The 26,471-nt window shown below is 58.8% G+C and carries 22 protein-coding genes; 10 read left to right on the top strand and 12 right to left on the bottom strand.

Features of this window, described 5'->3' with window-relative positions:
* Positions 1-75 precede the first annotated feature (75 nt).
* Together F8A90_RS07385 and F8A90_RS07380 are read right to left on the bottom strand one after the other, a co-directional pair.
* On the bottom strand, positions 76-642 hold the full coding sequence (locus tag F8A90_RS07385) for a hypothetical protein (protein ID WP_200019574.1): 567 nt from the start codon (positions 640-642) through the stop codon (positions 76-78).
* A gap of 201 nt (positions 643-843) precedes the next feature.
* Entirely contained in the window at positions 844-1,611 is a 768-nt protein-coding gene (locus F8A90_RS07380; RefSeq protein WP_233593588.1) for an extensin-like domain-containing protein, read from the bottom strand.
* A gap of 253 nt (positions 1,612-1,864) precedes the next feature.
* Between F8A90_RS07380 and F8A90_RS07375 the strand changes: the two genes are divergently transcribed.
* On the top strand, positions 1,865-2,896 hold the full coding sequence (locus tag F8A90_RS07375) for an LLM class flavin-dependent oxidoreductase (protein ID WP_442778892.1): 1,032 nt from the start codon (positions 1,865-1,867) through the stop codon (positions 2,894-2,896).
* Between the two features lie 120 nt (positions 2,897-3,016).
* Here F8A90_RS07375 and F8A90_RS07370 read toward each other — a convergent pair whose 3' ends face one another.
* The gene (locus F8A90_RS07370; RefSeq protein WP_200019573.1) at positions 3,017-4,648 is read right to left on the bottom strand and encodes a BCCT family transporter; all 1,632 of its coding nucleotides are present in this window, start codon (positions 4,646-4,648) and stop codon (positions 3,017-3,019) included.
* Between the two features lie 538 nt (positions 4,649-5,186).
* On the opposite strand from F8A90_RS07370, the gene F8A90_RS07365 reads away from it, so the two are divergent.
* Entirely contained in the window at positions 5,187-5,498 is a 312-nt protein-coding gene (locus tag F8A90_RS07365; protein ID WP_200019572.1) for a hypothetical protein, read from the top strand.
* A gap of 123 nt (positions 5,499-5,621) precedes the next feature.
* On the opposite strand, the gene F8A90_RS07360 is transcribed toward F8A90_RS07365, so the two are convergent.
* Positions 5,622-6,860 (bottom strand): DUF4268 domain-containing protein, encoded by a 1,239-nt coding sequence (locus tag F8A90_RS07360; RefSeq protein WP_233593583.1) that lies wholly within the window; start codon positions 6,858-6,860, stop codon positions 5,622-5,624.
* Between the two features lie 93 nt (positions 6,861-6,953).
* Positions 6,954-7,703: an HAD family hydrolase gene (locus tag F8A90_RS07355; RefSeq protein ID WP_200019571.1), complete on the bottom strand. Its 750-nt coding sequence runs from the start codon at positions 7,701-7,703 to the stop codon at positions 6,954-6,956.
* 271 nt (positions 7,704-7,974) lie between these two features.
* On the opposite strand from F8A90_RS07355, the gene F8A90_RS07350 reads away from it, so the two are divergent.
* The gene (locus F8A90_RS07350; RefSeq protein ID WP_200019570.1) at positions 7,975-8,763 is read left to right on the top strand and encodes an OBAP family protein; all 789 of its coding nucleotides are present in this window, start codon (positions 7,975-7,977) and stop codon (positions 8,761-8,763) included.
* Between the two features lie 138 nt (positions 8,764-8,901).
* On the opposite strand, the gene F8A90_RS07345 is transcribed toward F8A90_RS07350, so the two are convergent.
* On the bottom strand, positions 8,902-9,090 hold the full coding sequence (locus F8A90_RS07345) for a DUF3008 family protein (protein WP_043332182.1): 189 nt from the start codon (positions 9,088-9,090) through the stop codon (positions 8,902-8,904).
* Between the two features lie 239 nt (positions 9,091-9,329).
* Between F8A90_RS07345 and F8A90_RS07340 the strand changes: the two genes are divergently transcribed.
* On the top strand, positions 9,330-10,778 hold the full coding sequence (locus F8A90_RS07340) for an amidase (protein ID WP_200019569.1): 1,449 nt from the start codon (positions 9,330-9,332) through the stop codon (positions 10,776-10,778).
* A 216-nt stretch (positions 10,779-10,994) separates the two neighbouring features.
* On the opposite strand, the gene F8A90_RS07335 is transcribed toward F8A90_RS07340, so the two are convergent.
* Both F8A90_RS07335 and F8A90_RS07330 read right to left on the bottom strand, forming a co-directional pair.
* Positions 10,995-12,836: a dipeptidase gene (locus F8A90_RS07335; protein ID WP_233593576.1), complete on the bottom strand. Its 1,842-nt coding sequence runs from the start codon at positions 12,834-12,836 to the stop codon at positions 10,995-10,997.
* A 261-nt stretch (positions 12,837-13,097) separates the two neighbouring features.
* Positions 13,098-13,988 (bottom strand): LysR family transcriptional regulator, encoded by an 891-nt coding sequence (locus F8A90_RS07330; RefSeq protein WP_043332186.1) that lies wholly within the window; start codon positions 13,986-13,988, stop codon positions 13,098-13,100.
* 134 nt (positions 13,989-14,122) lie between these two features.
* Between F8A90_RS07330 and F8A90_RS07325 the strand changes: the two genes are divergently transcribed.
* The 3 genes from F8A90_RS07325 (at position 14,123) to F8A90_RS07315 (ending at position 18,713) form a co-directional block, all read left to right on the top strand.
* Positions 14,123-15,238: a 4-oxalomesaconate tautomerase gene (locus tag F8A90_RS07325; protein WP_200019568.1), complete on the top strand. Its 1,116-nt coding sequence runs from the start codon at positions 14,123-14,125 to the stop codon at positions 15,236-15,238.
* A 186-nt stretch (positions 15,239-15,424) separates the two neighbouring features.
* A complete protein-coding gene (locus tag F8A90_RS07320; protein WP_233593569.1) occupies positions 15,425-16,558 on the top strand; it encodes a tricarboxylate transporter in 1,134 nt (377 codons plus the stop codon).
* A 175-nt stretch (positions 16,559-16,733) separates the two neighbouring features.
* Positions 16,734-18,713, top strand: a complete 1,980-nt coding sequence (locus F8A90_RS07315) for a tripartite tricarboxylate transporter permease (RefSeq protein ID WP_200019567.1) — start codon at positions 16,734-16,736, stop codon at positions 18,711-18,713.
* A gap of 125 nt (positions 18,714-18,838) precedes the next feature.
* Here the strand turns inward: F8A90_RS07315 and F8A90_RS07310 are convergent, their stop codons facing one another.
* Complete coding sequence (locus tag F8A90_RS07310; protein WP_200019566.1) at positions 18,839-19,903, bottom strand: AraC family transcriptional regulator; 1,065 nt, start codon at positions 19,901-19,903, stop codon at positions 18,839-18,841.
* Between the two features lie 395 nt (positions 19,904-20,298).
* On the opposite strand from F8A90_RS07310, the gene F8A90_RS07305 reads away from it, so the two are divergent.
* Both F8A90_RS07305 and F8A90_RS07300 read left to right on the top strand, forming a co-directional pair.
* Complete coding sequence (locus tag F8A90_RS07305) at positions 20,299-21,486, top strand: CNNM domain-containing protein (protein ID WP_200019565.1); 1,188 nt, start codon at positions 20,299-20,301, stop codon at positions 21,484-21,486.
* Positions 21,487-22,037: 551 nt separating this feature from the next.
* A complete protein-coding gene (locus F8A90_RS07300) occupies positions 22,038-22,280 on the top strand; it encodes a YdcH family protein (RefSeq protein WP_200019564.1) in 243 nt (80 codons plus the stop codon).
* Between the two features lie 88 nt (positions 22,281-22,368).
* Here the strand turns inward: F8A90_RS07300 and F8A90_RS07295 are convergent, their stop codons facing one another.
* Together F8A90_RS07295 and F8A90_RS07290 are read right to left on the bottom strand one after the other, a co-directional pair.
* Positions 22,369-23,148 carry an NYN domain-containing protein gene (locus F8A90_RS07295; RefSeq protein ID WP_233593559.1) on the bottom strand — a complete coding sequence of 260 codons (780 nt, stop codon included), beginning with the start codon at positions 23,146-23,148 and terminating at the stop codon, positions 22,369-22,371.
* 111 nt (positions 23,149-23,259) lie between these two features.
* Positions 23,260-24,138: a LysR family transcriptional regulator gene (locus F8A90_RS07290; RefSeq protein ID WP_200019562.1), complete on the bottom strand. Its 879-nt coding sequence runs from the start codon at positions 24,136-24,138 to the stop codon at positions 23,260-23,262.
* A 119-nt stretch (positions 24,139-24,257) separates the two neighbouring features.
* Between F8A90_RS07290 and F8A90_RS07285 the strand changes: the two genes are divergently transcribed.
* Positions 24,258-25,457 carry an oxidoreductase gene (locus F8A90_RS07285; protein WP_200019561.1) on the top strand — a complete coding sequence of 400 codons (1,200 nt, stop codon included), beginning with the start codon at positions 24,258-24,260 and terminating at the stop codon, positions 25,455-25,457.
* Positions 25,458-25,573: 116 nt separating this feature from the next.
* Here the strand turns inward: F8A90_RS07285 and arfA are convergent, their stop codons facing one another.
* Positions 25,574-25,753: an alternative ribosome rescue factor ArfA gene (arfA, locus tag F8A90_RS07280; RefSeq protein ID WP_107335003.1), complete on the bottom strand. Its 180-nt coding sequence runs from the start codon at positions 25,751-25,753 to the stop codon at positions 25,574-25,576.
* Positions 25,754-26,471: the final 718 nt, after the last annotated feature.

Raw genomic sequence — 26,471 nt, 5'->3', positions numbered from 1 at the left:
GATGGACATCGCTATTGATCATCAGGGCAAACAGGTCGGAGAATCTTCGACATCCTCCGACCTCAAGGGTGGCTATTACGGCGTGAAGGCACTCGCTCCGGTAGCATTCTCTGCACCACTTCCCGCGGTGGTGTTGGCCCCAGCATTGGTAGCCGCTTCACTATAATCCGCTGCGATAAAGTCGAAGGTAACGAGATCGCCAGCGTTGGCATCCGTCGCATCAACAAAGCCGGATCCTTCCAGGAATGCAGTCCCTTCGGCATTGACCAGCCCATCAAACGCATAGGATTGATCAAGCTGGCCGATGGCTTCTGCCACATCTTCCATCTCGGCAGTCAGTGAATCACGCATGGTCACCAGACCTACTACCATGCCGATCACCATGACCGAGAGAATCAGCACCAACTCGGTAGTCATCACGAAACCTGCCTGGGACTTCTTGATAGTCTTCTTCATCTGTGGATCTCCAGTGAGGATATCTACGACAGCTGCACTTCCCGTCAAATGGATCGTGGCCACAAGCAGCGACTTATCTGCAGCTGCTTCCCACGTATTGAAGACTAAGCGTTTTTTGAAAATCCAACTGCAAACCAATGTGTCGTCAAGCGTCACATCAAGGGTTTCCGAGATAAGCAAAGGCAAGGCGAGGCTTTTCGTGGTGCTGAAGATATGTACGTGAGAGGTGAGAAAGTGACAGTCAAAAAAAGGCACTGTGCGGGTCGCATCAGTGCCTTTTTTACACAATATTGGCAGCCTTGGTGGGAGCCTTTTCAATGTCGTGAGTGACTGACGATGCAGTGGCTAAGACGCAGCAACTGCAACACACGCACTGCGACACGGCATCTAGCGACAGAATCGCCAGCCCCGCGTGCCGAGGTGGAAGTGATCACGATGGGCCGCGTTATAATCCGGCCCCAGTACGGTACCGAAACTCTCACAGGCGGCGTCCTGCACGGCGCGCAGGAAGCGGCCCGCGGCATCTTCATCCTCGGGTGCCGTCCAATCGCGCGGCAGGCGAATCTGACGGCCGTCAGCCAGCGTGAAGCCTGTCACATCCAGCGCATCCGCGGTGGCATGTTCGCTGCGGCGTGCGTTCTCTCGTCCATAGATGTTGCGGCAGGCGTAGCTGCCCACATGGGACACTTGTGTCACCTGGCTGCCCATGACTTCCTGCGCCGCCGTCTTGAGTCCATGGCGCTCGAAGCGCAGCCAGCTCACGGCCAGCGGACAGCTGGCGATGAAAGACTGATTGAAGCGAACGCCCTGTTCATCATTCGTGCCCGATGCCGAACGCATGCGTACGCTGTTGATGAGGTCACAGCCGTTGTCGCTGGGGCGGTCCGGCAGGAAGGCCACCCGTTGTGGTGCCTCCCGCTCGAGAAATGCGCGACAGGCGGCCGGGTTCTCGTTCAACCGTGAGAGCTTCCAGCCGGTCACCATGCCTGGCGGGTCCTCCAATTGCAGTGGCTCCCACGGGAGATAGTGAGCGGGTATCCAGCGCTCCAGCACGATGATGTCGCGCTGGAGCGCGACGCCCAGGCCGATGACCACCAGGCATATCAACGTGAGCCCCACGCCTTTGCGGCGCTGCTTGTGCTGCAAACCGTTCATGTTTGCCTCCTGTGCGATGCAGGTCCTCACCTGCCCTGGGCTTCACCTGCACCAGGGTGACTGACTACCGTGAATGGCATGGCGTATCGACCACCTCATATATGCCATATCAGAAACAGTGAAATGAAGGGCGAGGCGCTGTCATAGCCGCGGCTGTCCACTATGCTGGACGCCATTCAGCAGACCAGCCACATGCCCTATAGGGCCACGTCCCGGCTGCTCTCTGCACGCCAATCCGCTATCAGGAGCGCACATGACGACAGCCCCTATCTCACGCCTGGGTACGATCCCGCTCTCGGTGCTGGACCTTGCCCCCATCCGCGATACCGGCAGTGTTGCTGAAACCTTCCACAATAGCGTCAGTCTCGCCCAGCATGTCGAAGCGCTGGGCTTTCACCGGTTGTGGCTGGCCGAACATCACAACATCGATGGCATCGCCAGTGCCGCCACCTCGGTGCTGATCGGTCATGTGGCCGGCAAGACCTCTCGCCTGCGGGTCGGCTCGGGCGGCATCATGCTGCCCAATCATCCCCCGCTGGTAGTGGCGGAGCAGTTCGGCACCCTGGCCACGCTCTACCCGAACAGGATCGATCTCGGACTTGGCCGCGCGCCGGGTTCCGATGGCATCACCATGCAGGCGATGCGCCGTGACCCTTCCGCCGGCGTGAATGACTTCCCCCAGCGGCTGGCCGAACTGGAACAGTATCTGGGCGAGGCCTCACCCGGTCAGCGCGTCAAGGCCATGCCGGGGCAAGGGACTCATGTCCCCCTGTGGCTATTGGGTTCCAGCGACTACAGCGCACGCCTGGCAGCGAAAAAAGGTCTACCTTTCGCCTTCGCCGGTCAGTTCGCCCCCGGCTACATGCTGGAGGCCATCAAGCTCTATCGCGAGAACTTCACGCCCTCCGAGGTGCTGGACGCGCCCTACGTGATGCTCGGTCTGCCGCTGATCGCCGCCGACAGCGATGAACGCGCCCACTTCCTGGCCAGTACCCAGCAACAGAAATTCCTCAATCTGATCCGCGGCAAGAGCACGCGCGCCCTGCCACCTCGCGAGACACTTGACTGGTCAGCACGCGAGGAAGCCATGGTCGGTCAGAACCTGGCCGCAGCCATCATCGGCGGGCCTGAGCGCATTCGCAGCGAACTCGAGCATCTGCTGGAGGTGACGCAGGCCGACGAATTGATGTTCAACTCGGACTTCTATGAGCATGCCGACCGCCTGAAGAGCTACGAGATACTCGCCAAGGTCGCTGGGCGCCGGGCACCTGACACCAGTAAATGACCTGAGCCCCCTTTCACGTTATCTGGTTTGCAAAGACAGGACGCCGCTCACATCACCTGTGAGCGGCGTCCTGTCGTTCAAGCATCAGTTCAAGGCATCAGTACCTTGCATACGCTCGGCTCAATGATGATCGCGCGGGTTCACCCGACGATTCTTGACGTCCGGCGCACGACGGATGCGATCTTCCTCGGCCAGGCTGTCAGCCTCGAAGATATCTGCACCGACCGGTGTCTCACCATGACGGCGATACAGCTGACTGAGCATCTGGCGACGATCAGCTCGCAACTCCTTCACCAGCACCACGATCATTCCATAGATGATGAAGGTGAAGGGCAAGGCTGAAAGTACAGAAGCTGACTGCAAGCCCTTGAGACCACCCGTCGAGATCAGTGTCAGACAGATGGCCGCGATCAGCACACCCCAGGCGATACGCTTGTAGAGCGGCGGATTGATCGAGCCGCCATCTGTCATCTGCGCCACGATGTAGGACGCCGAGTCTGCAGAAGTCACCAGGAAGATGAAGATCAGCAGGATCGCGACCACCGACAGCACACTGCTGAATGGCATCAGGTCGAACATCTCGAACAGCGCGGACGTGATGTTGGCATCCGTCGCGGCCGCGAGGCCGATATCTCCGCCCAGCTCCATGTTGAGTGCCGCACCACCGAAGACACCGATCCACAGGCACGCCAGCAGCGGCGGCACGATCAGCACACCTACCACGTATTCCTTGATGGTGCGCCCTCGCGAGACACGCGCCACGAAGGTGCCGACGAAGGGTGACCAGGCGATGACCCATGCCCAATAGAAGACGGTCCAGGAGCTGTTCCAGTCATTGCCGTCGTAGGGCGACATGCGCAGACTCATGCCGATGAAGTTCTGCAGATAATCGCCGACCCCCAGCGTGATCGTCTTGAGGATATCCAGCGTCGGCCCAGTGAACAGCACATACAACATCAACGCGATGCAAAGGCTCATGTTGAGGTTGGACAGGCGCTTGATGCCCTTGTCGAGCCCGGACCAGGTCGAGGCCATATAGGCACAGAACATCACGCCCATGATGATGAATTGCCACTGCCAGCTCTCATCGACCCCGAAGACGAAGTGTAGCCCCCCATTCATCTGCAACACGCCCAGGCCCAACGAGGTCGCGACCCCCATCACGGTAGCCACCACCGCAAAGACATCCAGAACGGGCCCGTAGCGGCGAACCTTTGGGTGCTTGGCCGTCACGGAAGACAGCACCGAGGACACCAGCCCTGCCTGCCCCTTGCGGAACTGGAAATAGGCAATGATCAGCCCGACCACCGAGAACGCAGCCCACTGATGGACGCCCCAGTTGAAGAAGGCATATTGAATGGCATAGCGCGCAGACTCGGGCGTCTCGCCCGGCATATCGGCAAACGGCGGCTTCAGATAGTGCTGCATGGGTTCCGCCATGCCGTAGAACACCAGTCCGACACCGAACCCTGCTGCCAACAGCATGCTGACCCAGGAAAAGAAGGTATAGGAAGGCCGGCTATCCTGCGGTCCAAGCCGGATCTTTCCGTATTTGCTCAACGCGAGACTGATCAGAAAGATCACGAAACCAAAGACGGATATCAGATAGAACCAGCCGAACATGCTGGTCACGGCGCCGAGCGCCTGATCGGCCAATTCACCAAAACGGGTGGGGAATCCTGCCCCCAAGGCGACCAGCCCCAGAATGATGATGACCGACGCGCTGAATACGCGCTTTCCTCCAGATGTCATAAATCGCTACTCCCTGTGAGCTGTGACAGCGGTGAGGTGAATCGCGCACCAGCGAGAAACGAGTAGCGTATCGCCAACGAATATTCGCAGTGCCTTCTAGACATGAACCTTATTCACCAGAACTTCAAGGGCAGATGACGCCAGCAGCTCAGGAAATTTGTCAGTGCCTGGGCTGGCAAGCGCTCGCCCCAGCCGAGCCACAGCCTCCGCGTGGGAGGACCAGGCCGGTTCTGAAAGGACAATTCAGGCTTTGGAAGGACAGTGACGAGGGAACAGGAAGATGGGAAAGCACAGGCAGGATAGCCTGCCAGTCACGATGGCGAAATCGTCAAAACCTTCTACATTAATTGTACGATAGTTATAAATTTCGCTTCATCGCCGACATGACATACCGCTGAGGACATTCCCGATGCCTGCATCCAGCACTGCAACACACCAGCCAAGCACCGCTGCTAGTCCCACTCACACGTCGCCTGTTGCCCCACTGCATCAAAGCCCCCTCGCCGATCAGTCGCTCGCCCACCAGAACGAGACGAGCATGACACTCGAGTCACTGACACGGGCACTGCAGCACGGCATGGTGCCGGTGGTCGAGGTCATGTCACTGGATGGCATCTACAAGGTGAGAATCCATCATTGCCACGGCATCTCGGACCTGACACGCAACGATCACAGCGCGCTCTGGTTCAAGGGCACCGGTGAGATACGCGACTTGATGGGCGCACGTGGCATCAGCCACGGCGTGCTGACCTGGGCGGACCAGTGGGGAGATGAAATGATCGGGGTCGAATCGCGCAGCCTCAATCAGGAAGAATTGCTCGCCTGGGGTACGCGCATCTGTTTCCGGTAAACACATAAATTCCAACATATTGTATTATTCAAGATACGATCAAACAAATTTAATAAAAAACATCGAAACCGAGTAGACTACAGGGCGATACCACTAGCGCATCGCCCTAAAGAATCTAAAAAGTTATACTCCTGATTCAGCATCTTCAATATAAACGTCAAAATCAATATTTTTTAGCTTAGGCTTTAATCTTTCAAGATGAGGCTGCACCACTGCTTCTAATTTACTCATAAAATCAATAATCCAAGAAATCAACTCGGGCCAATGAGTTTTATCTTCAGAGTTGATAGGATATGTATAAGAGATTCTGCTTGCTTTTTTCTTTGGAAGCTCATCCCATTTCAAAGAACAGCCCACCTTGGACTCTATATCTAGCCTATGTAACTCAAGAGCATTGAATATATAATTGTTACGTTGAGGCTTCCAATGAGCGAGATAGATTTCGACTCGCACCCAAGATTTAGCAAATACAGTACTATATGAAACTCCCGGAATGCCAGATGGGCCGGGAAGCCACATATTAGCATTAGGCGCACTACTGTCATGTAACGAACAATTACTTTTCTGGAAAGCTTCAATCAATAGCTCCCAGAATTGATAGCAAATGACTTCGCGCTTCTTCTTAGTACTGGATGTTTCCTTTTCTTCTGCTTCTTTCGCCATCATACCGATCATGAAGTCAGAGGCTTCAGGAGTTGGGATGATTTGATCCACACTCATGAACAGCTCCTCTCCTTCCTTATAAGGTGTAACTTTGAAACATTGGCATCGAATTCCAAATTGGCTAAGCCATAACACGGTACTAGTAACCTCTTTACGATACTTTGCGGCAACAAAGATAATCCGTTGACTTTGAAGGGTATTGATCTGTATTGAATCGATGTCATCTGCTTGGAGGAAATTCAACAGCTCCACTTCAGCATTAGGCGAGTCTCCACTAGAGCCCAGCGACAACTGATTCAAATAACGCTGATATATCTCGACAATCTGAATTTTACTTAAACTTGCACAATAACTTGCATACTTCAAAGCCTGCCATGTGACATCACGTCCGCTATCATCCAGCTTATTCTCAATAACAACTAAATTACCCTCTTTATCGATTGCTAGTAAATCCAGACGTTCACGCGTCTCATCGAAACCATCGAATTCTTTTTGAATAATAAGAAGTTCATCATCTTCGCCTGTAGTTAAAGCTTGCGGATGAAAGGCCAGCCACTCTTGAAGATGCTTCCGTTCAGAGAAGCCAAGATCACTGAAGCTCCTAGCCAATACAGGTGTTATACGATTAGAAACTCTATCAATTCGATACATAGAAACACACCCTACTTTTTTAAAAATTATGACCAGCACCAAAATCATGTAAATTAATCTTACAGCAATCCGTCATATAAAAAAATAAAAAACCGCCACAACAGTGACGGCTTTTTATTGCTTGCCTAAACATCAATTTCTTTAACTGATTGCAGGCTCTATTTTATTGCTATCGTCAACTACGAAACCGGCATCAGCGCACAGGCGGCTGAATTCATCCCAGTGTTGCATGACCTGCCAGGCACCTGTGGTCCGCAGCACCTCGGCGTGGCCCGGCGGGATGTGGCTGGCACCCAGATGGCCGACGACCTTGAGGCCTGCGGCCACGGCTGCCTGCATTCCCGTGCGGCTGTCTTCCACCACCAGACATTCCTCGGCTGGGCGTCCCAGCGTCTCGAGGGCGAGCAGATAGAGATCCGGCGCCGGCTTGGGATTCATGACCTCATCGGAGGTGAAGATCGGCAGCTGCTCATCACCATTGGCCGCGGCAATCTCATCGAGAATGCCGCGCAGCCCCGAGCTCTCGAGATTGATCTTCATGCGCTGCTCAGAACTGTTGGACACGATCGCCAACGGCAGACGCTGATCGCGAATCCACTCCAGCGTCTCGCGCACCCCGGGCATGGCCTGGAGCGAGTCGGCCAGGCGGGAATCGACAAGATGGCGTACCTGGTCGAGCGCATCCACGGGCAGCGTATGCTGACTGCGTGCTTCCAGATCCAGCAGGATATCGCGCGTCATCATGCCCAGACAGCGGTCCAGTTCATGCTCGATCTGCTCTGCACTCCCCAAGTCTGGCAGCCAGACGGGAAGTTTTTCCTTGAGCACGCCATCAGCGATGATCTCGCTATCCACCAATACACCGTCACAATCAAAGATAAGTTGCTTCATGCGAGCTCCAATTCGAGAAAAGATGGCCGAAATACGTGATGAACAAGACACCTTGTCGCGCAAGGCACTGAGCGGCCACAAGAAGTGATATCCCTCATTGATGAGGGCAGAAAACGGAAAAGCAATCCCGACACTCTGCAGCAGACCTGGGCGAGAATTTCCGCGGCAAGGCTGTCGGCAGGTGACTTGACGCGCTCAAGGGTAATGCACTGCAATGGCAACGTCATGACAGGAATTCTTGCCTTATCAAGACACCCATGCAGGAGGAAGTATGCGTCATCGCCATTCCCGCACATGCTCACATCCCTCGCACTCGTCCGGCTTCGGCACAGGCCTTCTGGCCGGCGCCGCCGCGGCGACCGCCTTCTTTCTGGGCCGGCGCCTCAACAGTGCTCGCAAGGTCAGTAGCGGCCATCCGCTGAAGCATCAGGTACTCGATGCAGCCTCGCAGGTCATGCAGCGCAAGTACCCGATGGAAGCGATGAGCACTTACCTCAACGGCTTCCACCATTACGCCGATGACATGGGGCGTCAGGTGGAGGCCAGCCACTTCTGTATCCATCTGGAACATGATCTCCACCAATGCGTGATCTTCGATTCCAACCGCAGTGATGCCCGCTTGATCGGGATCGAATACATCATCAGCGCCGAGCGCTACGAGCAACTGCCCGAGGAAGAGAAACCGCTCTGGCACAGCCATCACTATGAGGTGAAATCCGGCATTCTGGTGGCCCCGGGGATTCCGGAACTGGCGGAGCGCAGCTACTTCGAGGACCTAGTCACCACCTACGGCAAGACCTTCCATACCTGGCAGATCGACCGCGACGACTTCCCCTACGGTATCCCGCAACTGATGATGGCCTTCACCCGTGATGGTCAGATCGACGAGGAGCTGATGAAGCGCCGTGATGAGCGCCTGGGCATCAGCACCGAGGAGCGCCGTCGGAAACGTGCCGAGATTCCGCTACCCGATGTCAGCCCCAAGGCCAACGGTGGCCCGACCCCGCCTGACAGCGAGTCCCACCAGCCGCCGCATGAGAGCCTGACCGACAGCCGTTGAGGCCAGCAGCGCATCTGCGACACAAGCCATGATACGCGCCCACGAGACGCACTAACGACAAGGCGCCTGGCAAATGATTGCCAGGCGCCGTGTCGTTTCAGCTATCGCATCAGAAGCCACACTGGGCATTCCGCGGGCTCAGCTCTGATTGTCGTGTCGCGGCTTGTCTTCACGTGATGTCGAGGCCATCTTCTCGAGCTCCTCTTCACTCATGGAGTCATACATCGAGCGGGCAGCGCCATCCAGTTCGCTGACCTTCTGCTCGCCACGACGTGCTGACAGTGCTGCCCCGGCTGCCATCTGCTGGGCCTTGGACTTGGCTGGCATGATTGTCCTCCGTTTGGGCGAATATCGGGAACCATGGTCGACTGCCATGCGCTCGACCATGCCGCTTGCCATCACTCATTCTCAGCCATGTGGCTCTCTTTCGCCCTTTTCAAGCCTCGTCATGCCTTGAGTTTCCCTTCGATGACCCAAGGCCATGAGAGAGAGACAGAGAACGCTTATCAGCAGAGTACCGCCAACCATCAACACGAATATTGCCATTCAGTAGCAGGAGAGCCGCCATGCCTGATGTCGAATTTCCTCAACATCTTTCGCCCCATACTGCCAAGGATGACCTGACGGCGCTGGACGCCAGGCAACTGGCACGCGGGTATCAACGCGGTGAGTTCGACCCGCTACAGGTGACCCGTGCGGTGCTCGCCCGTATCGAGCGACTCAACCCGCTGGTCAATGCGTATGTGCATGTCGCTCATGACACGGCACTGAAGGAGGCGCGTGAATCCACACAGCGCTGGCAGGCCGGCAACCCCCTGAGCCCGCTTGATGGCATCCCGACCTCGTTGAAAGACCTCACCGAAATGGCCGGCATGCCGGGGCGCGAGGGCTCGCTCACCACGGCGGCCACACCATGCCGACAGGATGCGCCGCCGGTCAGACGCTTGCGTGAGGCGGGCGCGATTCTACTGGGCAAGACCAACACCCCCGAGTTCGGCTGGAAGGCCGTCACCGATAATCGCGTGCATGGCACCACCAGCAATGCCTGGAATACTGAACTGACACCCGGCGGCTCTTCCGGTGGCGCAGCTACCGCCGCCGCCCTCAATCTGGGCGTGCTGCATCAGGGCGGTGACTCCGGCGGGTCGATCCGTATTCCTGCCACCTTCAGTGGCATCTTCGGCTTCAAACCCACCTTTGGCTGGACACCGCAGTGGCCGCCCTCCAAGGCTGCCTTTCTGTCCAGCATCGGTCCCTTGACCCGCAGCCCCCGTGATGCCGCCGCCATGCTCAATGTCATCGGCCGTCACGATGCCCAGGACCCTTACGCCAACCGCGGCCAACCCGAGGATTGGGGCGCGGATATCGGCAAGTCGCTGGCAGGACTGCGCATCGCGTACTCGCCATGTTTCGGAGGTGTCGAGGTCGACCCCGAGATCGCAAGCCTGGTGGAGCGCGCCGCGCAGCGCCTGGCAAACCTTGGCGCAGATATCGTGGCAGTCGATCCCCCGGTCGGAGCAAGCCTCGAGACGTTTCGCAAGATCTGGTTCACCGCCTCACTGGGGCTCTGGGATGAATGCGATGCCCAGCAGCGTGAACAGCTCGACCCCGGGCTGGTCGAGAACGCCATGCGTGCCCGCGATTGGACCTCGCTGGATCTCTTCAAGGCACTCGAGGAGCGCTACCGGATCACTCAGGCACTGGAGCAATTCAATCAGGATTTCCACCTGTTGCTGACACCCAGCGTCGCCGTCACCCCCTTCGCACTGAATCATCAGGTTCCCCCGGATAGCCGGATGCATGACTGGGAGGAATGGGCGCCGTTCTCGTATCCTTTCAACCTGAGTGGCCAACCTGCGGCGTCAGTGCCCTGTGGTTTCACGTCTCAAGGCCTGCCTGTCGGATTTCAGCTGGCAGGCGGCAAGCACGATGACGTGCGATTGCTACGGGCCGCCACTGCCTATATGGATGCCTACCCTACCGCGCATCCCGCCGAGCCCTACCGTCCGAGATGAGGCCGCGCGGCCGCACTGGCTGACCGGCGACCTTCATATGCGACAACGCCCGCCACTGGCCCTTCATCAGGGCGGTGGCGGGCGTTGGCTGTGATGCCTGTCATCCAGGCAACAGGCTATTTCAAAGGGCTGTCTCAAAAGGCTATTTCACAGGGCTATTTCAATACGCTCTGCAGAAGGCAATCCACATGAACGCGGCCCCGTGAGCCGCCCCGGTTACTTGAGCGAATCCTGATTGCCGATACGCGCCATCATCTCGGTGAACATCTGGATGTCGAGCATCAGGTTATCGACCCGCTTGAACTCCTCGGAGGTATGCCCGGTATAGGTCTCGCCCGGCATGGACGGGCCGAAGTTGATCGCATTGGGCAACAACTTGGCGGTCGTGCTGCCCGCGGAGGAGCGCGGCTCGGCCTCCATGCCGGTGGTATCCCCGAAGATATTGAGCAGCGTCTGCAGCCAGGCACCGCTGGGGTCACGCAGCATCCAGTCGCGAATCTCGACGTTCAGCGTCATGTCCATGCCCTGCTCGCTGGCATAGGCGTTCAGCTTGTCCTGAATCATCTGGCTCAATTCCTGAGGTGATTTCTCACCGGCAGGTGCACGCACATTGACCGCGACGCGCAGCGCATCGTCCTCCTTCTCCAGATAAGTCGGCGTCACCTTGAGCGGCCCCATGAAATCATGGGAATACGCGATGCCCAGCTGCTTGCCGTGATAGTCCAGCCCGTAGTTGTCGTTCAGGTAATGGATGGCATCTTCATAGGCATTGTCATGGAAATCGATGCCGGAGGTGGCGAGCAGGCCCGCCAGCCGTGTGACAGGATTGACGCCGTTGGCCGGCGCCGAGGAGTGGGCCGACTTGCCGGTCACCGTCACGCTGACCTCTTCGCCTTCCACCTCACTGGCGACGCTGAAGTCCTGGCCATGCTCCTTGACGTAGCGGCTGCCGAGCGTTTCAAGCTTGTGGCTGAGCGCCTTAGCGCCCGCTGCGTCAGCCGCGTGCAGCGTGGCAGTGGAGCGCTCCGGAATCTGGTTGGTCGCCAGGCCACCCTGGAAGTCGGTGATCGTCGGCAGCGCGTCGACTGCCTGATCAGATGAGACCTCGCCCGCCTTGGGCGTCAAGGGGAAGCGCGCATCGATGGTGCCGAAACCATTCTCGGCCGTGATCGCCGGATAACCGCTATCGAGCACGATGTTGTATTCCGGCAGGTCATTTCTGGCCTTGTAGTACTCGAAGCCATCACCACCGGTCTCTTCCGTGGTCTCGATCATCAGGCGAATGGTGCGCTTGAGCGGCACCTCATTCTCCTTGAGCGACTTCATGGCATACAGCGCCGCGGCGATAGAGGCCTTGTCATCTTCGGTGCCGCGCCCGTAGAGCTTGCCGTCGATCTCGGTCATCGCGAACGGGTCGAGATGGGTACCGTCGTCGAGTGTCCAGCCCTCCTCGCCTGCCGGTACCACATCGCCGTGGGTCAGAATGCCGAACACGTCATCGCCAGTCCCCTCGAGCTCAACCTCGAAGACGCGATTGTCGACGTTACGGAACGTCAGGCCGAACGCCTCGGCGCGCGCCTTGATCAACTCACCGAAGCGCGCGATTTCCGGGTTCTCGAATTGCGGCTTCTCCCCCACTTTGGCGGTCGGGATCGCGACCATTTCCTTGAGCAGCGCCTGGACGTCATCGCCATACTGCAGACGGTTGTAGACCCCCAGCAGACGATAGATGTTGACGAAGGCATCGCCCTCAAGCGTCTCACCAGCCTGATACTGCTCGATGGCAGCCCTGACGGCCGTGTCCTGGGAATTGCGTTCGGCAACCTGGGTCAGAAAGCCATTGAAGTCCGGCGCCAGCTCCTGCCGGCCCTGTTCGATCAAGCTGACCAGCTGGGCACGCTTGAGCGTATGTTCGCCCTGCGGTGCGCGCTTGCCCGTGTCATCGGCCGCCATCGGCTCGTCTGCGCTGACAGGCAGCGCGCTGCCGAGCCCGAGTGCCAGACCCAGCGCGAGGGCCGTCTGACGAGAGGTAGCGTGAGTGGCTGTGCGGGTACTCATGGACATGTACATCCTTGTGTTAGGCAAGACGCCACGTCGTCAATGGCTGGAGAAGCAAGGGGTGAGGAGACGCCCCTTACCGATCCCCGGCGGCAGCTGACCACGCGACATCAAGACGGTTTCATCGGCCTTGCCGTGAAACATGAATGTCTTATACACAACCATCTTATGTACTAGGCCACGCCACGCCAACCCTGGCGAGAGGTGCCTGCCACTCTGCTCTCCATTGTGGCCTTGGCCCCCTCGCCCCATATAAGCGACTCAGTTCCAGCGCTTGAGCAGAATCTCGATGAACAGTTCCGCGATCGGCGACAACGACTCACCGCGCCGCCGCAGCAGGCCAATGGTGCGGTCAATGCGCGGCTCGGGCAGTTCACGCTGACACAGCACCTCGTGTTCTGGCCCCGGCATGGCCATCGAAGGCAGGATGGCGACGCCCAGCCCGCTCTCGACCAGACCCAGTGACGTCGAAAGGTGCTGCACTTCGTAGAAGCCATCCAGATGCAGGCCGGCGGACAGCAGAGTGTTGTCGAGCAGAATGCGATTGCCGCTGTCACGCGAGACCGTGATCAGGCGCACATCGTCCAGGTCGCTCCATTCCACGCGCTGTTTCTGTGCAAGAGGATGGTCACGCCGCAGGGCCAGCACGAAGGGATCACGATAGATGGAGGTGAAATCCACCGCTGGATGGTGGGCACTGACCATGTTGATACCAAAGTCTGCCTCCCCCGACACCACCCTTTCGACCCCTTCATTGGCACTGACATCCAGGATGCGAATCCGGATACCGGGATAGGCGGTATTGAATTCGCGTACCACGCTGGGCAGGAAATAGAAGGCTGCCGTGGGTAGGCAGGCGATGGTCAGCACCCCCTTGCGGTGGGTGGCCAGCTCACGTACACCGACCAGAGACGACTCATAATCTTCGAGCAACTTGCGGGCTTTGGGCAGAAAATCACGCCCAACGGGCGTCAAACGACTTCTTCGCGTGGTGCGCTCGAGCACCTTGGCGCCCAGAATCTCCTCCAGTTTCTGGATGCGACGCGACAATGCCGGCTGCGAAATATGCAGGCGTTCTGCCGCCTCGTTGAAGGAATGATTCTCGGCGACCTCGACGAACGCCGACAGATCCAGAAACTCCAATCTATGCATGCAACTACCTTATTGTTTCATTTTTCGGATTAATGCGCACAATGATGACAGTATAGGTTTTATTTGCATTTGATGCATAGATCATCGGCTGTGATGCTTCACGAAGGCGCAAACAGACAGGAGCGCGTTCCAACATGATGCATTCACTTCCTTGCATGATCCTACGTGGCGGTACCTCTCGGGGGCCCTTCCTGCGTCTGGATCACCTCCCCGCCGATGACGAAGGCCGTCGCGACGTTCTGCGTCAGGTCATGGGGTCCGGCCACGTACTGCAGATCGATGGCCTGGGCGGCGGCAATTCGTTGACCAGCAAGGTCGCCCTCGTCGGGCCGCCCAGTCATCCTGAAGCAGATGTCGATTACCTGTTCGCTCAGGTCGACGTAGAGGGCGACAAGGTCGACTTCTCGCCCAACTGCGGCAACATGCTGGCCGCCGTCGGCCCCTACGCCATCGAGACCGGCATGATTGCGCCACAGGGCGACCTGACACGTCTGCGGATTCACAACCTCAATACCCGCACGCTGATCGACAGCCAGGTGCCGACACCCGGTGGCGTGGTGGCCTACCAGGGCGACACGCGCATCAGTGGTGTGCCCGGCGCCGGCAGCGCCATCAAGCTGGGCTTCCTCGGCGCAGTGGGCGCCAAGACCGGCATGATGCTGCCCAGCGGCCGGGTCATCGACATGATTGATGGCATCGAGGTGACCTGTCTCGACTCTGCGACTCCGGTGGTACTTATCGAGGCGGCAAGTCTGGGCTGGGCGGGCAACGAAGCCCCGGCCGAGATGGACGCCAACCGCGAGGCGATGGCACGCCTCGAGCAGATTCGCCTCAAGGCGGGAGAGTTGATGGGCATGGGCGACGTCAGCGGCTCGGTGCTGCCCAAGCCGGTGATTCTCTCCGCCCCGCGCACTCAGGACGGCACGCTGTGCGCCCGTTACTTCGTGCCGCATCGCTGCCATGGTGCCCTGGCCGTCACGGGTGCCATCACGCTGGCCGTTGCGACCAGCATCCCGGGTACCCTGGCCAATCGTGTGGCCCTCGCAGCCGGCACACTGGCACCGGGTAGCCTGGCGGCAAACGTTCATCTGGAACATCCCGCCGGTTTTCTGGATGTCGAGATCGAGCACGCCAATGCCGACCCGATGACCCCCAGCCGTGTGTCTCTGCTGCGTACGGCACGCAAGATCATGAGTGGCGAGGTGTTCTTGAACCTCCCCGACTCGCTGGAAATGCCTGGGCGTGCATGACGACACGCCAGACGACCGCGCTGGCAAGCGCCAGAGGCGAAGAGTTCGTCGACAGGTAACGAGAAGGTACTGCAGTATATTGATTTACAATGAATTTTCGCCAAACGAAATAACCTGACTGCGCCGCCATGCAGATAGCGCATCACTGATCGACAACGCATTCCAACAATAATCAGGAGTCAGACCATGTCCATCATCGTGTCTACCCCCAAGCGCCAGACCCTCAAGCGTCATGCCCGTACCACCGCATTGGCCTTCATGCTGCCTGTCATGGGCTTGATGCCACTGTCCTCAGCCGTTCACGCCGCGGCGGAAGTCCCCGACACCCTGACCTGGACCGTCCCCTTCGGTGTCGGGGGCGGCACGGATGTCTGGGCACGCTTCATGTCCAACTGGGTAACCAAGGACCTGCCGGGCAACCCGGCTGTCGTCATCGACAACGTCCCGGGCGGTGGCTCCATTACCGGTGTCAACCTGTTCAGCAAGCGTGCCGGCGATGACGGCGACGAGCTGGTCGTCACCTCGGCCTCTACCCAGTATCCGGCCATGCTGCGCGATCGTCGCGTGCGCTATGACTATGCCGACTGGGAGCCGATCTTCGCCGCACCGACAGGGGGTGTCGTCTACGCCTCAAGCTCGCTGGGCAAGGACAGCGCCAGTGCGCTCGAGGCCCTCGCCTCCCAGGAAGTGAAGTTCGCCGGCCAGAACCCGACCGGGCTCGAGATGCCGGTGCTGATGGCCTTCGATCTGCTCGATTTCCAGGTCGACCCGGTCTTCGGCATGAAGAGCCGTGGTGAAGGCCGCCTGGCCTTCGAACGTGGCGAAGTCGCCCTCGATTTCCAGACCACCTCCGCCTACAAGAGCAACGTCACGCCGCTGGTCGACGCCGGCCAGGCCGTACCGCTGTTCAGCCTTGGCGTGATGGATGACGAAGGCCATATCGAGCGCGATCCGTCCTTCCCGGACCTGCCGACCTTCTCCGAACTGTATCTGGCCCAGGAAGGCCATTCACGTGACGACAAGGCCTATCAGATCTTCCACAAGTTCTTCGCCTCCGGTTACGCCATGCAGAAGATGCTGCTGGTGCCGAAGGACGTGGACCCCAAGCTGCTGGAGCTTTACCGCCAGGCCGCGCGTGATCTGGCCAAGGACCCCGAGTTCCTCAAGGAGGCCGCTCAGAAGGTCGGACCCTATGGCCTGATGGTCGGCAAGGCCGCCGCGACCCAGCTCCAGGCAGCCATGCAGCTGAGCGAAGCCGAGCATGAATGGGTCAAGAACTGGCTGATGGAACGCCACAATATTCGCCTGCAATCTCGTTGAGGCTCGCAATCACACCCATGACGGTCTGACCCCCGGGTGTGATGGGGACCTACTCACGGGGCTGCCGATCAGTAGCCCCGTGAGCCTTTCACTCCCTGCCTCACCATGCTCTCCCCGGCACCGCCTCTGAGTGTTAGAGAAGCATCTAGAGAAGAACAAGAGGTTGAGTAACGCCATGATCGACACTCTCCTGTCCAGCTTTGGACACGTCTTCACGCTGACGCATCTGCTGTTCATGATGATCGGCATCTTCGTCGGCCTGCTGGTCGGTATCATTCCCGGCCTGGGCGGCATCGCCGGCATGGCCCTGCTGCTGCCCTTCCTCTATGGACTGGACCCGGGCTACGCCCTGGGCATGCTGATGGGCATGGTCGCGGTCATTCCCACCGGCGATACCTTCGCCTCGGTCCTGATGGGCATTCCCGGTTCCAGCGCATCGCAAGCCACGGTGCTGGATGGCTTCCCGCTGGCCAAGAAGGGCCAGGCAGCCCGCGCGCTGACCAGTGCCTTCCTGTCTTCCCTGTATGGTGGCGTGATCGGTGCCATCATCCTGACCGGCTTCATCCTCGTCGCACGCCCCCTCGTACTGGCCTTCTCGTCAGCCGAATTGTTCGTATTGACCTTGCTGGGCCTGACGATGGTGGCGGTGTTGTCCGGCAAGAACCTGTTCAAGGGCACCGCTGCCTGCGGCCTCGGCCTGCTGGTCGGTGCTATCGGCGCCGCACCGGCGACCGGCGAGTACCGCATGAACCTGGACATCGACTACCTGTACGACGGCGTACCGCTGATCGTGCTGGGTCTGGGCATCTTCGCCCTGCCGGAAATCGTCGAGCTGCTGCTGGGACGTGGCAGTATCGCCAAGAACGGCAACACCGACCTGGGCAAGGGCTGGTCTGCCGGCATCAAGGATGTGGTCAAGAACAAGTGGCTGGTCGCGCGCTGTGCCGGTATCGGCAGCCTGATCGGGACCATCCCGGGCCTGGCGGGTTCCGTGGTCGACTGGATCACCTACGGCTTCGCGGTCAAGACCGCCAAGGACCCGAGCCAGTTCGGCAAGGGCGACATCCGCGGCGTCATCGCGCCGGAATCCGCCAACAATGCCTGCGCCTGTGGTGCCATGGTGCCGACACTGCTGTTCGGGGTGCCAGGCTCCGGCACGGCGGCGGTTTTCCTGGGCGGGCTGTTGCTGCTGGGGCTGGAACCCGGCGTGTCGATGATCACCACCAATCTGGACATGACCTACACCATCATCTGGTCACTGGCGCTGGCCAATATCCTGGGCGCGGGCCTGTGTCTGATGCTGGCGCGTCCGATTGCGCAGCTGACGCGTGTGCCCTTCGCCATTCTGGCCCCTGCCATCACCGTACTGATCCTGTTCGCTGCCTATCAGGCCAGCCGCTCGCTGGGTGACTGGGCCGCGCTGGGCATGATCGGCATGATCGGTGTGCTGTTCAAGAGTGCTGGCTGGTCGCGTCCGGCCTTCCTGATCGGCTTCGTGCTGGCACCGGGCGCCGAGAACTACTTCTATCAGAGCATGCAGTTCCACGGCGCCGAAGCCTTCCTGCGCCCGGGCGTACTGATCATCCTCGGCCTGATCCTGCTGGCCTTCTTCCTGCCGGTGATCCGCAAGGCGATCATGCGTCGCCGCCAGACCCATGAAGTGGTCGAGAGCGCGCCGTCTCCACAAGAGGATGTGCTGGAATCGCGTGGCTTCGGTGGCGTCGACTTCCTGCTGCTGTTGATGATGGGCGTTGCCGCCCTGTGGGCGCTCTACGACATCAAGGACCTGATGCCGCTGGGCAAGGCCTTCCCGACGCTGGCCGCCTTCATCACGCTGCTCTCGGTGATCGCCGTGGTCTTCAACGGCTGGCGTCGCGGCATGATTCGCGTCCAGCAACCGGCCTCCAAGGCAGTGGGTGTAATGCTCGGCTTCTTCGTGCTGATCGGCGTCAGTGCGCTGCTGGGCTTCGTCTCCACCGCTGTACTGTTCTGTCTGGGCTTCCAGCTCACCATCGCGCGCAAGTCGCCGCTGTTCGCAGGGCTCTTCGCGCTGGGCGTGGTAGTCTTCCTGCTCGGGATGCAGGCGGCGATGAATCTGCACTACCCGACAGGCCTGCTGGATGACGTGGTGCTGCCGATGATCCCCTTCCTGTAAGGCCATCTGGCATCACCAGTACTCAACTGCCGAGTACAACACACGCAAGCGGGCACCCATCGGGTGCCCGCTTGCGTATTGTGACAACCCCATGCCCACCTCCAGGTGCCCGCCGCCATCACGGCTCACTCGACGCGATGAAACCTGGCTCGTGCCACCTGTGGCGACACCCCGAAATGACGCCGGTAGGCCGTGGCGAAGTTGCAGGCATGGGCATACCCCACCTGATGCGCCACCTGCTGAATGCTCACCCCACGCCGCAAGGCCTGCTCGGCACACCGCATGCGACATTCACGCTGGTAACTGCCCAGTGACTGCCCGAAGGCCTGGCGAAACTTGTGGCGCAAGCCGGAGGGACTCATGCAAGCCAGCCGCGCCAGCTCCTCCAGCGAGTGCGCGCCATGCGGCACGGCGGCAAGACGCTGGCGCACCGCCTCCAGATGTCGACAGGTGCCGTGGGGTCGCGATGGGGACGGTAATGGTGAGGAAGAAAAAGCCGGCACACCCTGCACCTCACCAGCACCCCGCTTGAGTGCTGCCCCCAACAACTGCAGCGCAATCCCCTGCCACTCCAGCATCTCCCCCTCGCAGGCGGTGACCACAGGCGTCTCGCACTCCCCGCGTGCGCCATCACTGCCAGGGACTCTGACACACTCATCCAATTGCTGATGAAGCCAGCCCCCCGGCGTCCAGCCCATCGGTCTGGAAAGGCGCGCGCACGGCAATGCATCCCAGTTCGCCAGCCCGCGTCGCACCTGCAGCGACTGGCTCGCCTCGCCCTCCAGATGCAAGCTCAAGCAGCGCAGGCGACCTTCAGGGTGGTAGCTCTTCAGCGTCGGCGGCGCAGACTGCGTTCTCGCCGGGCGAAAGATTCCCCCCTGCCCCGCGAGCAAGTCGACCCCCACGCCGTCCACGCCTGATAGCGTCAGCCGTCCTTCCAGCACCAGGCAGAGATAGAGGCCCTCGTGAAATTGATGCTGCCCATGATAGGCGCGTGATACCTCGAGATCACACAGCGTCAGATGCGCATCCCGCCAGGGATGCAGCTCCTGCACCTGTCCCTCGCAATGCGGATATTTCGCCATTCGCCAGCCGCGCCGCTCGCTGAGCGGTGCGGGGCTCTGTTGAGGTGGGGCCATGACGCGGCGAGTGGCCCGACTGTCGGCAGTGTCTCCAAGCGGCTGTGACATGTCGCTGCAAATCCCTGCAATGTGAATCCTGATGAAGGCATACCGCTTGCTGCGGATCGCACTGACGGCTGAAGAGTCGAACGGTGCCACTCAACGGCCATGTCAGGCCGAGGCTTTCGAATACGGCCGAGGCAACAAAATACAATGATTACCGAAAGCAAAACAATCTCATTATCATATAAGTATTGCATCTTGTCTCATCTAACGCCCTGTTCTCTTTTGCAGACCTTTTGCATTCTTCTTGCAGCCCTCTTGCATCCCTGGAGTCAACGGCACTTGGCCGCATAGGCTGGCAAGCTTGGCCAGCAGGCTGAAAACTCTGCGAGAATTCACGGGTTTGACAGTGCTGTGCCTTATGTCACTAATGGATGCCTTTCCCCCAAGGAGCACGCCTCATGTTTCTGTTGATCCTGTTTGCCGCCATCGCGATTGGCATCTCATTCGTCTGCTCAGTGCTCGAGGCGGCGCTGCTGTCGCTCTCTCCCAGCTATGTGGCAAGCCTGAGAGATCAACATCCCAAGCGCCACGCCGCACTGGCCAAACTCAAGGACAATATCGACAAGCCGCTGGCCGCCATCCTGACGCTCAACACCATCGCGCATACCGTCGGTGCCACGGGGGTGGGCGCGCAGGTATCGGTCGTCTTCGGGGAAGCCTGGGTCGGCGTGGCCTCGGCGGTGATGACGCTGCTGATCCTGGTGGCCTCGGAAATCATTCCCAAGACCATCGGTGCTACCTACTGGCGTCAGCTGTCGCCGATGCTGCCCGGTGTGCTCAATGCCATGGTCTTAGCACTCAAGCCACTGATCTGGCTGTCTGAGTTGATCACCTCGCGCATCGGCAAGGATGCCCATGACATCGATGTGCGTGGCGAGATCAAGGCATTGGCGCAGATGGGGCTCGACAAGAAAGCCCTGGAAAATGATGAACAACGCGTCATCACCAACATCCTCAATCTGCATGAGATGAAGGTGCGTGACGTGCTGACACCGCGCCCTGTCTGCCAGACGGTCAGCCCCGAGATGAGCGTGGCCGAATTCAATGACCAGCTGACGATCTGGCCCTTCAGCCGCTACCCGGTGATGACCGACGATGAGCGAACGCTGGGCATGATTCACCGGACCGATGCCCATCAGGCAGAGCCCACCACCCCGCTCAAGGACCTGATGCGCCCGATCAGCGAGCTGCACGCCGAAGACAACGTCGAGCATGCCTTTGGGCTCATGCAGCGCGAACGCCAGCATCTGTGCGTGGTCTACGACAACCTGGGCAACTGGCTGGGTGTCATCACGCTGGAAGATGTGATGGAGACGATCCTGGGCGAGGACATCATCGACGAGACGGACAACGTGGCCAATCTGCGCCGCTTTGCCCGCCAGCGCTGGACCAAGCGTATCGGTGCCAACACCTCAAGTTCCCAGCCTTCCACTGCTAAGGCTGCTGGTGAAGATGCTGCCCCGGGTGAAGAAACTGGCTCTGATGAAGGTGCTTTGCCCGTCTACGAGCAATCCGAGAAAGATGCGGGTTCTTCCAAGCACTCTTCCAAAGACTCTGCCAAGAGCCCTGGCGACAGCAAGGGCTAGGTTCCTGCCACTGCGCTTGTGACCCTCTCAGAGGCAAAAGTCCCGTGACAGTCGTGGCCAGACACGACTATCGCGGGACTTTTTTTATAGTCGCTTGTTGAAGCTGCCCGATAACAACTTGATTCCTATTGCGAACTCCCACTCTCAAGCAATCGAATAATTTCTTTCTTCCAATCTCTCGGTAATCAATCCCCGGACTCGGTGCTAACGTTAATCACACACGACGGGCAGAGAACAAACCGAGATAACATAATGATATACAAGAAATTTACGACGTTCCGGGCTGAACAGAAAGGCGCCATTCCTGAAGTAAGAGGCCTATTGGCTCTATCAGGCCACCCGCCAGACCGCCGCCATCAAGCGCTTCCAGAATGCCTATGACAGCGATGTCGAAAACGACATGACCGCCCAGCGCAGCTGGGACCAGATCGTGATCGACGTCCAGTCCATTGTTTGAGAATACGTCCTGCAACGTAAGCAAGGATGCCCTTTCGGGGAGTGGCAACACTCCCTCTTTTTGGATTCTCCCACCCCTATTTTGGAGCCACACCATGCATATCGATGACCACTCCCTGTGCAACGACTTCCCTCAGCAACGTGATCTCATTCTGCGCCTGATCAATGGCAATGAAGAGTTTGCCCGCATCGCGGAAGCCTATACCCGTATCGATATCGAGATTCACGCCCTGGAAGTCGATGAATCGCCGATCGGCGATGACTCCATGCACCAGCTCAAGCACCAGCGCAGCCTGCTCAAGGATGGTCTGTACGAGCGAATGATGGCGGCTGAGTAAAGCGACGACTGCTCATTACCTGGAAATAGCGGCCGATTATTATCCATCGGCTTGTGTGATTGACTACCTCTCTCAATAGATTGCCTGATCAGCTGGCCTTTGCAGGCTGGCTACTCTTTTTTCGGATATATAAATGCTGCACACCCCCCTTTACCGGACGATTCCATTTATCCAGATAATCCAGTCCCTGGATCAAGACTCCAAGCTTGCTGGCCCCATGATCAGACGGTTTGAAGTCGGGCATCTTCTTCTTTAGATAACTTCCTACTGCTGATAAGGAAGTCCAGCCATCTTTCTGCTGCAGTTCATTCACCGCATTCAAGATATGCGACCTCAACTGCCTCTGTGCCTTGGTCGGCTTGACGAGGGCTACCGGCTCAACAGCCGGCTTGCTGACTGGCATGGCCGGGACGGGCTTCTCAGCCACCTTGCGCAGGCCTTCGCTGTAGATGAACGTGTCACAGGCAGACACGAAGGGCTGAGGCGTCTTGTCTTCACCGAAGCCATACACCAGCATGCCGCTCTCTCTCAAACGAGCCGCGAGGCGCGTAAAGTCGCTGTCCGAAGAGATGAGGCAGAACCCCTCCACGTTCCCCGAGTACAGCAAGTCCATGGCATCGATGATCAACGCAGAGTCAGTCGCATTCTTGCCCTGGGTATAGCTGAACTGCTGAACCGGATGAATGGCATGACGCAGAAGATGCTCTTTCCAGGGCGCAAGATTCGGCGTCGTCCAGTCTCCGTAAGCCCGCTTGATGGTGCTGACCCCCAGCTTTGAAATCTCTGCCAGCAGCGCTTCGCAGATAGCAGCCTGCGCATTGTCAGCATCAATAAGTACCGCCAATCTATTGCGTCCAATCTGTGACATGTATCGCTCCATGATGTACGTCACTGAAATCCTGTTATCTCTCCTTGGGATAATATGTCATGTAATGACCTTGATGATCACCAGATACGTCATGGCCTTGGCAAACACCTCCTAGCCGGTTTCAAATCCCTCTATCAAGGCATCCATCAGCACCCTCACCCGCCGAGGAAGAATCTGCGTCTCCGGGCGGACGATGTATATGCTGGTATCTGCGCCGTCCCCACGTATGTCTTCCAGCAGCGGGATCAAGCGCCCGGAAGCCAAGTCATCGGCAATGAGGTAGTGCGGCAGACAGGCAATGCCGCGGCTGCCCAGACAGGCGGCGTGCAGCGTTTCCAGAGAATTGGAGAGGAAGCCACAACGCATGTCGGGCAACGACGTGAGCCCCCAGGCATTGAAGCCGCCGGGGAGATTCAGGATCAGGCTGACATGCTCCGCCAACTCCGGTACTGAGCGCGGCGTGCCATGGCTTGCCAGATAGTCCGGCGATGCACAGATGACGCGATGGTTGGTGGCCAACCGCCTGGCGATCAGGCCGAGCTCGGGCTGTGTGGTGCTGCGTATCGCCAGATCCATCCCTTCATGGACCAGATCGACCACTGCGTCCGACAGCGTCAGGTCCACGATCACCTCGGGATAGCGCTCCATGAAGCGCAACAGCAGGGGCATCACCTGCCGCTTGCCCAATGCATGGGAACACGAGAGGCGAATGCGCCCCTTGAGCGCGCCACTACCTTCGGCAATCTCCTGCTCGACATGGCGCAGGCGCTCCTGCAACTCCCGCGTCTCCAGGGCATAGAGCTGGCCTGCTTCACTCAGGCGCATCCGCCGAGTGGAGCGAATCAGCAACTGGGCACCAAGACGCTGCTCCAGCTGCGCGATGCGCTTGCTGATCGCCGAGTGGGTAATGCTAAGCTGGCGCGCCGCCCCGGTGAAGGTGCCGGCGTCGACGACGGCGTGAAAGATGTCGAGATCCGTATGCGGTTTCATATGTTCCATTGGCTCACGAATGCTGTGCGCACACAACGGATTATCACCAGACACTGCACATGACATCATGTCATCTGTTCCTTATGAGCCATATTCACCCCCCCAACGAGACATCCCCCATGACAGACCAGCCGACAGCTTCCGCCCTGTTCACGCCCTTCACGTTGCCAAGCGGCCGGGTGCTCGCCAACCGAATCGTCAAGGCTGCGATGTCGGATTCCCTCGGCGATGGCACGGGACATCCCAGTGAGGCACAGCTGCGCCTTTACGAGCGCTGGGCAGAGGGCGGCGTGGCGGCATCACTGGTCGGCGAGGTACAGCCTGACCACCAGCATGCCGAGAAACCCGGCAATCTGGTGCTCAACGCACAATCCGATCTCGCGGCCTTCACGCAACTGGCCCAGCGCGGTCAACAGCACGGTGCAGACCTCTGGCTGCAGCTCGGACACGCCGGTGCGATGGCCTACCCACCGACCAGCACGGCGCATGGCCCCAGTGCACTGGATATTCCCGGGCTACGTTGCGAAGCCATGAGCCTGGAGGCCATCAAGGCACTGCCTGCTGCCATGGCAACGACGGCTCGCCTGGCCCGTGACGCCGGATTTGGCGGGGTACAGGTGCATGCGGCACACGGCTTCCTGCTCAGCCAGTTTCTGTCTCCCCTCTTCAATCAGCGCACGGATGACTACGGCGGTAGCCTCGACAACCGCATGCGGCTGATGCGTGAAGTGATCATTGCCGTGCGTGAGGCCGTCGGCCACGACTACCCAGTCATGGTGAAACTCAACTCCAGTGACCAACTGCAAGGCGGTTTCGAGGAGTCCGAAGCGCTGCAGGTGATAGCGGCACTCGATGAACTGCCCATCGATCTGATCGACATCAGTGGTGGCACCTACTTCCCCGGCGCGAGCTCCGCGTCGGATGCCAGCGCCAGCGGCCCCTACTTCATCGAATTCGCCAAGCGTGCACGCGAGATGACGACCCTGCCCTTGATGGCAACCGGCGGCTTCAAGACACTCGCGCAGGCCGAAGACGCCGTGGCACAGGGCGCCGTCGATCTCGTCGGTCTGGCCCGCCCACTGGCGCTGCACCCGTCCCTGCCCGCCCTCTGGCAGGACGGAGAATGTCTCGCGCCGGAATTCCCGCGTTTCAGCACGCCGCCGGAAGGCGGTGTGACAGCCTGGTACACTTTGCGCCTGACGCAGCTGGGTGAGGATCGTGAGCATGAATCACTGGGCGAACTGGAGACGGTGCTGGCCGACTATGAAGCCCGCGACGCCGCGCGCGCCGAGACCTGGAACGCGCACTTCTCGAACTGAGACGTTTTCAGTAGGACAGACGCAGAACGCCGCAGCGCTGACGCTGCGGCGTTCATGTTTCAGCCCCTTGCAGTGATGCAAGTCAGGTCGTGGGAAACCGCACCAATGAAGCGTCTTCAGGCAGCGTTGTGCACACTGACTGAAGGCGCTTCACTGCCGCCCCTGTTTCCCTGCGACTTGCCCTGGCGCTGATAGCTGCCCTTGCCCTTGCGCGCCTTCACCACACGTTGCTTGAACATCGGGGTACGCAGCACTGCCTTGAGGGCGTTGTCCTGCACCTTGCGCTTGTGAGTCATGGTGTCTTCTCCTGTAGCTTCTCTATCACACCCAGTATACGCCCTTTCGGCATGTAAAGTGATCAACCTCCGCTTGCCCTCTCGTCGCTGGCTTGGCGAGTGAACACCAGCAGATACTCTAGAAATTCCTCCAGCGAGAATCATTCCATAATCTGTCACCCTTTTCCCTTCGGCCCCTGGATCTTTCTCCATTCACCCGCCACTCACTACTCTGATACCAATCCTCCATCCTTCGCATTCCCTTGTTTATCCCAAACCTCAAAATTACGAGCACCTACCTGCTTGACGAACAGGCTATCCCCCTCCAGCCGCTTGACTCGGCATGCCTTGAAAAGTCAAAAACTCATCCAACTTGGAATCGGCATTGCAACACGGAAATCTTCTTTCTTTCTACACAGAAAACAAGCCAGTTTTTTCACAGATAACAAGCTGGACAATTCCATGCAAAACCACCCCAGAAATATAAAAATATCATCTAAATCAATAATTTGAACAAAAACCACCGCAACCATGAGCCAACAAACCACATCCTTCTTCCTGACCGTTGTAAAGAGATACAACCTAAAACAATCTTGCCACTAAAGTCTAAATACTCTCGTGATCGTGTACACTTCATACACTCATAATCAATGCTTCACATTTGAGATGACGCATCATTTCTGCGAGGATGCCCCACGTTCCGTGAGCCGCAGGATGCCCTCAAGGCAAGAAAAATACG

It is taken from the genome of Cobetia sp. cqz5-12, from assembly GCF_016495405.1.
Lineage (GTDB): Bacteria > Pseudomonadota > Gammaproteobacteria > Pseudomonadales > Halomonadaceae > Cobetia.
This window is presented reverse-complemented; position numbering and strand designations above follow the sequence as displayed.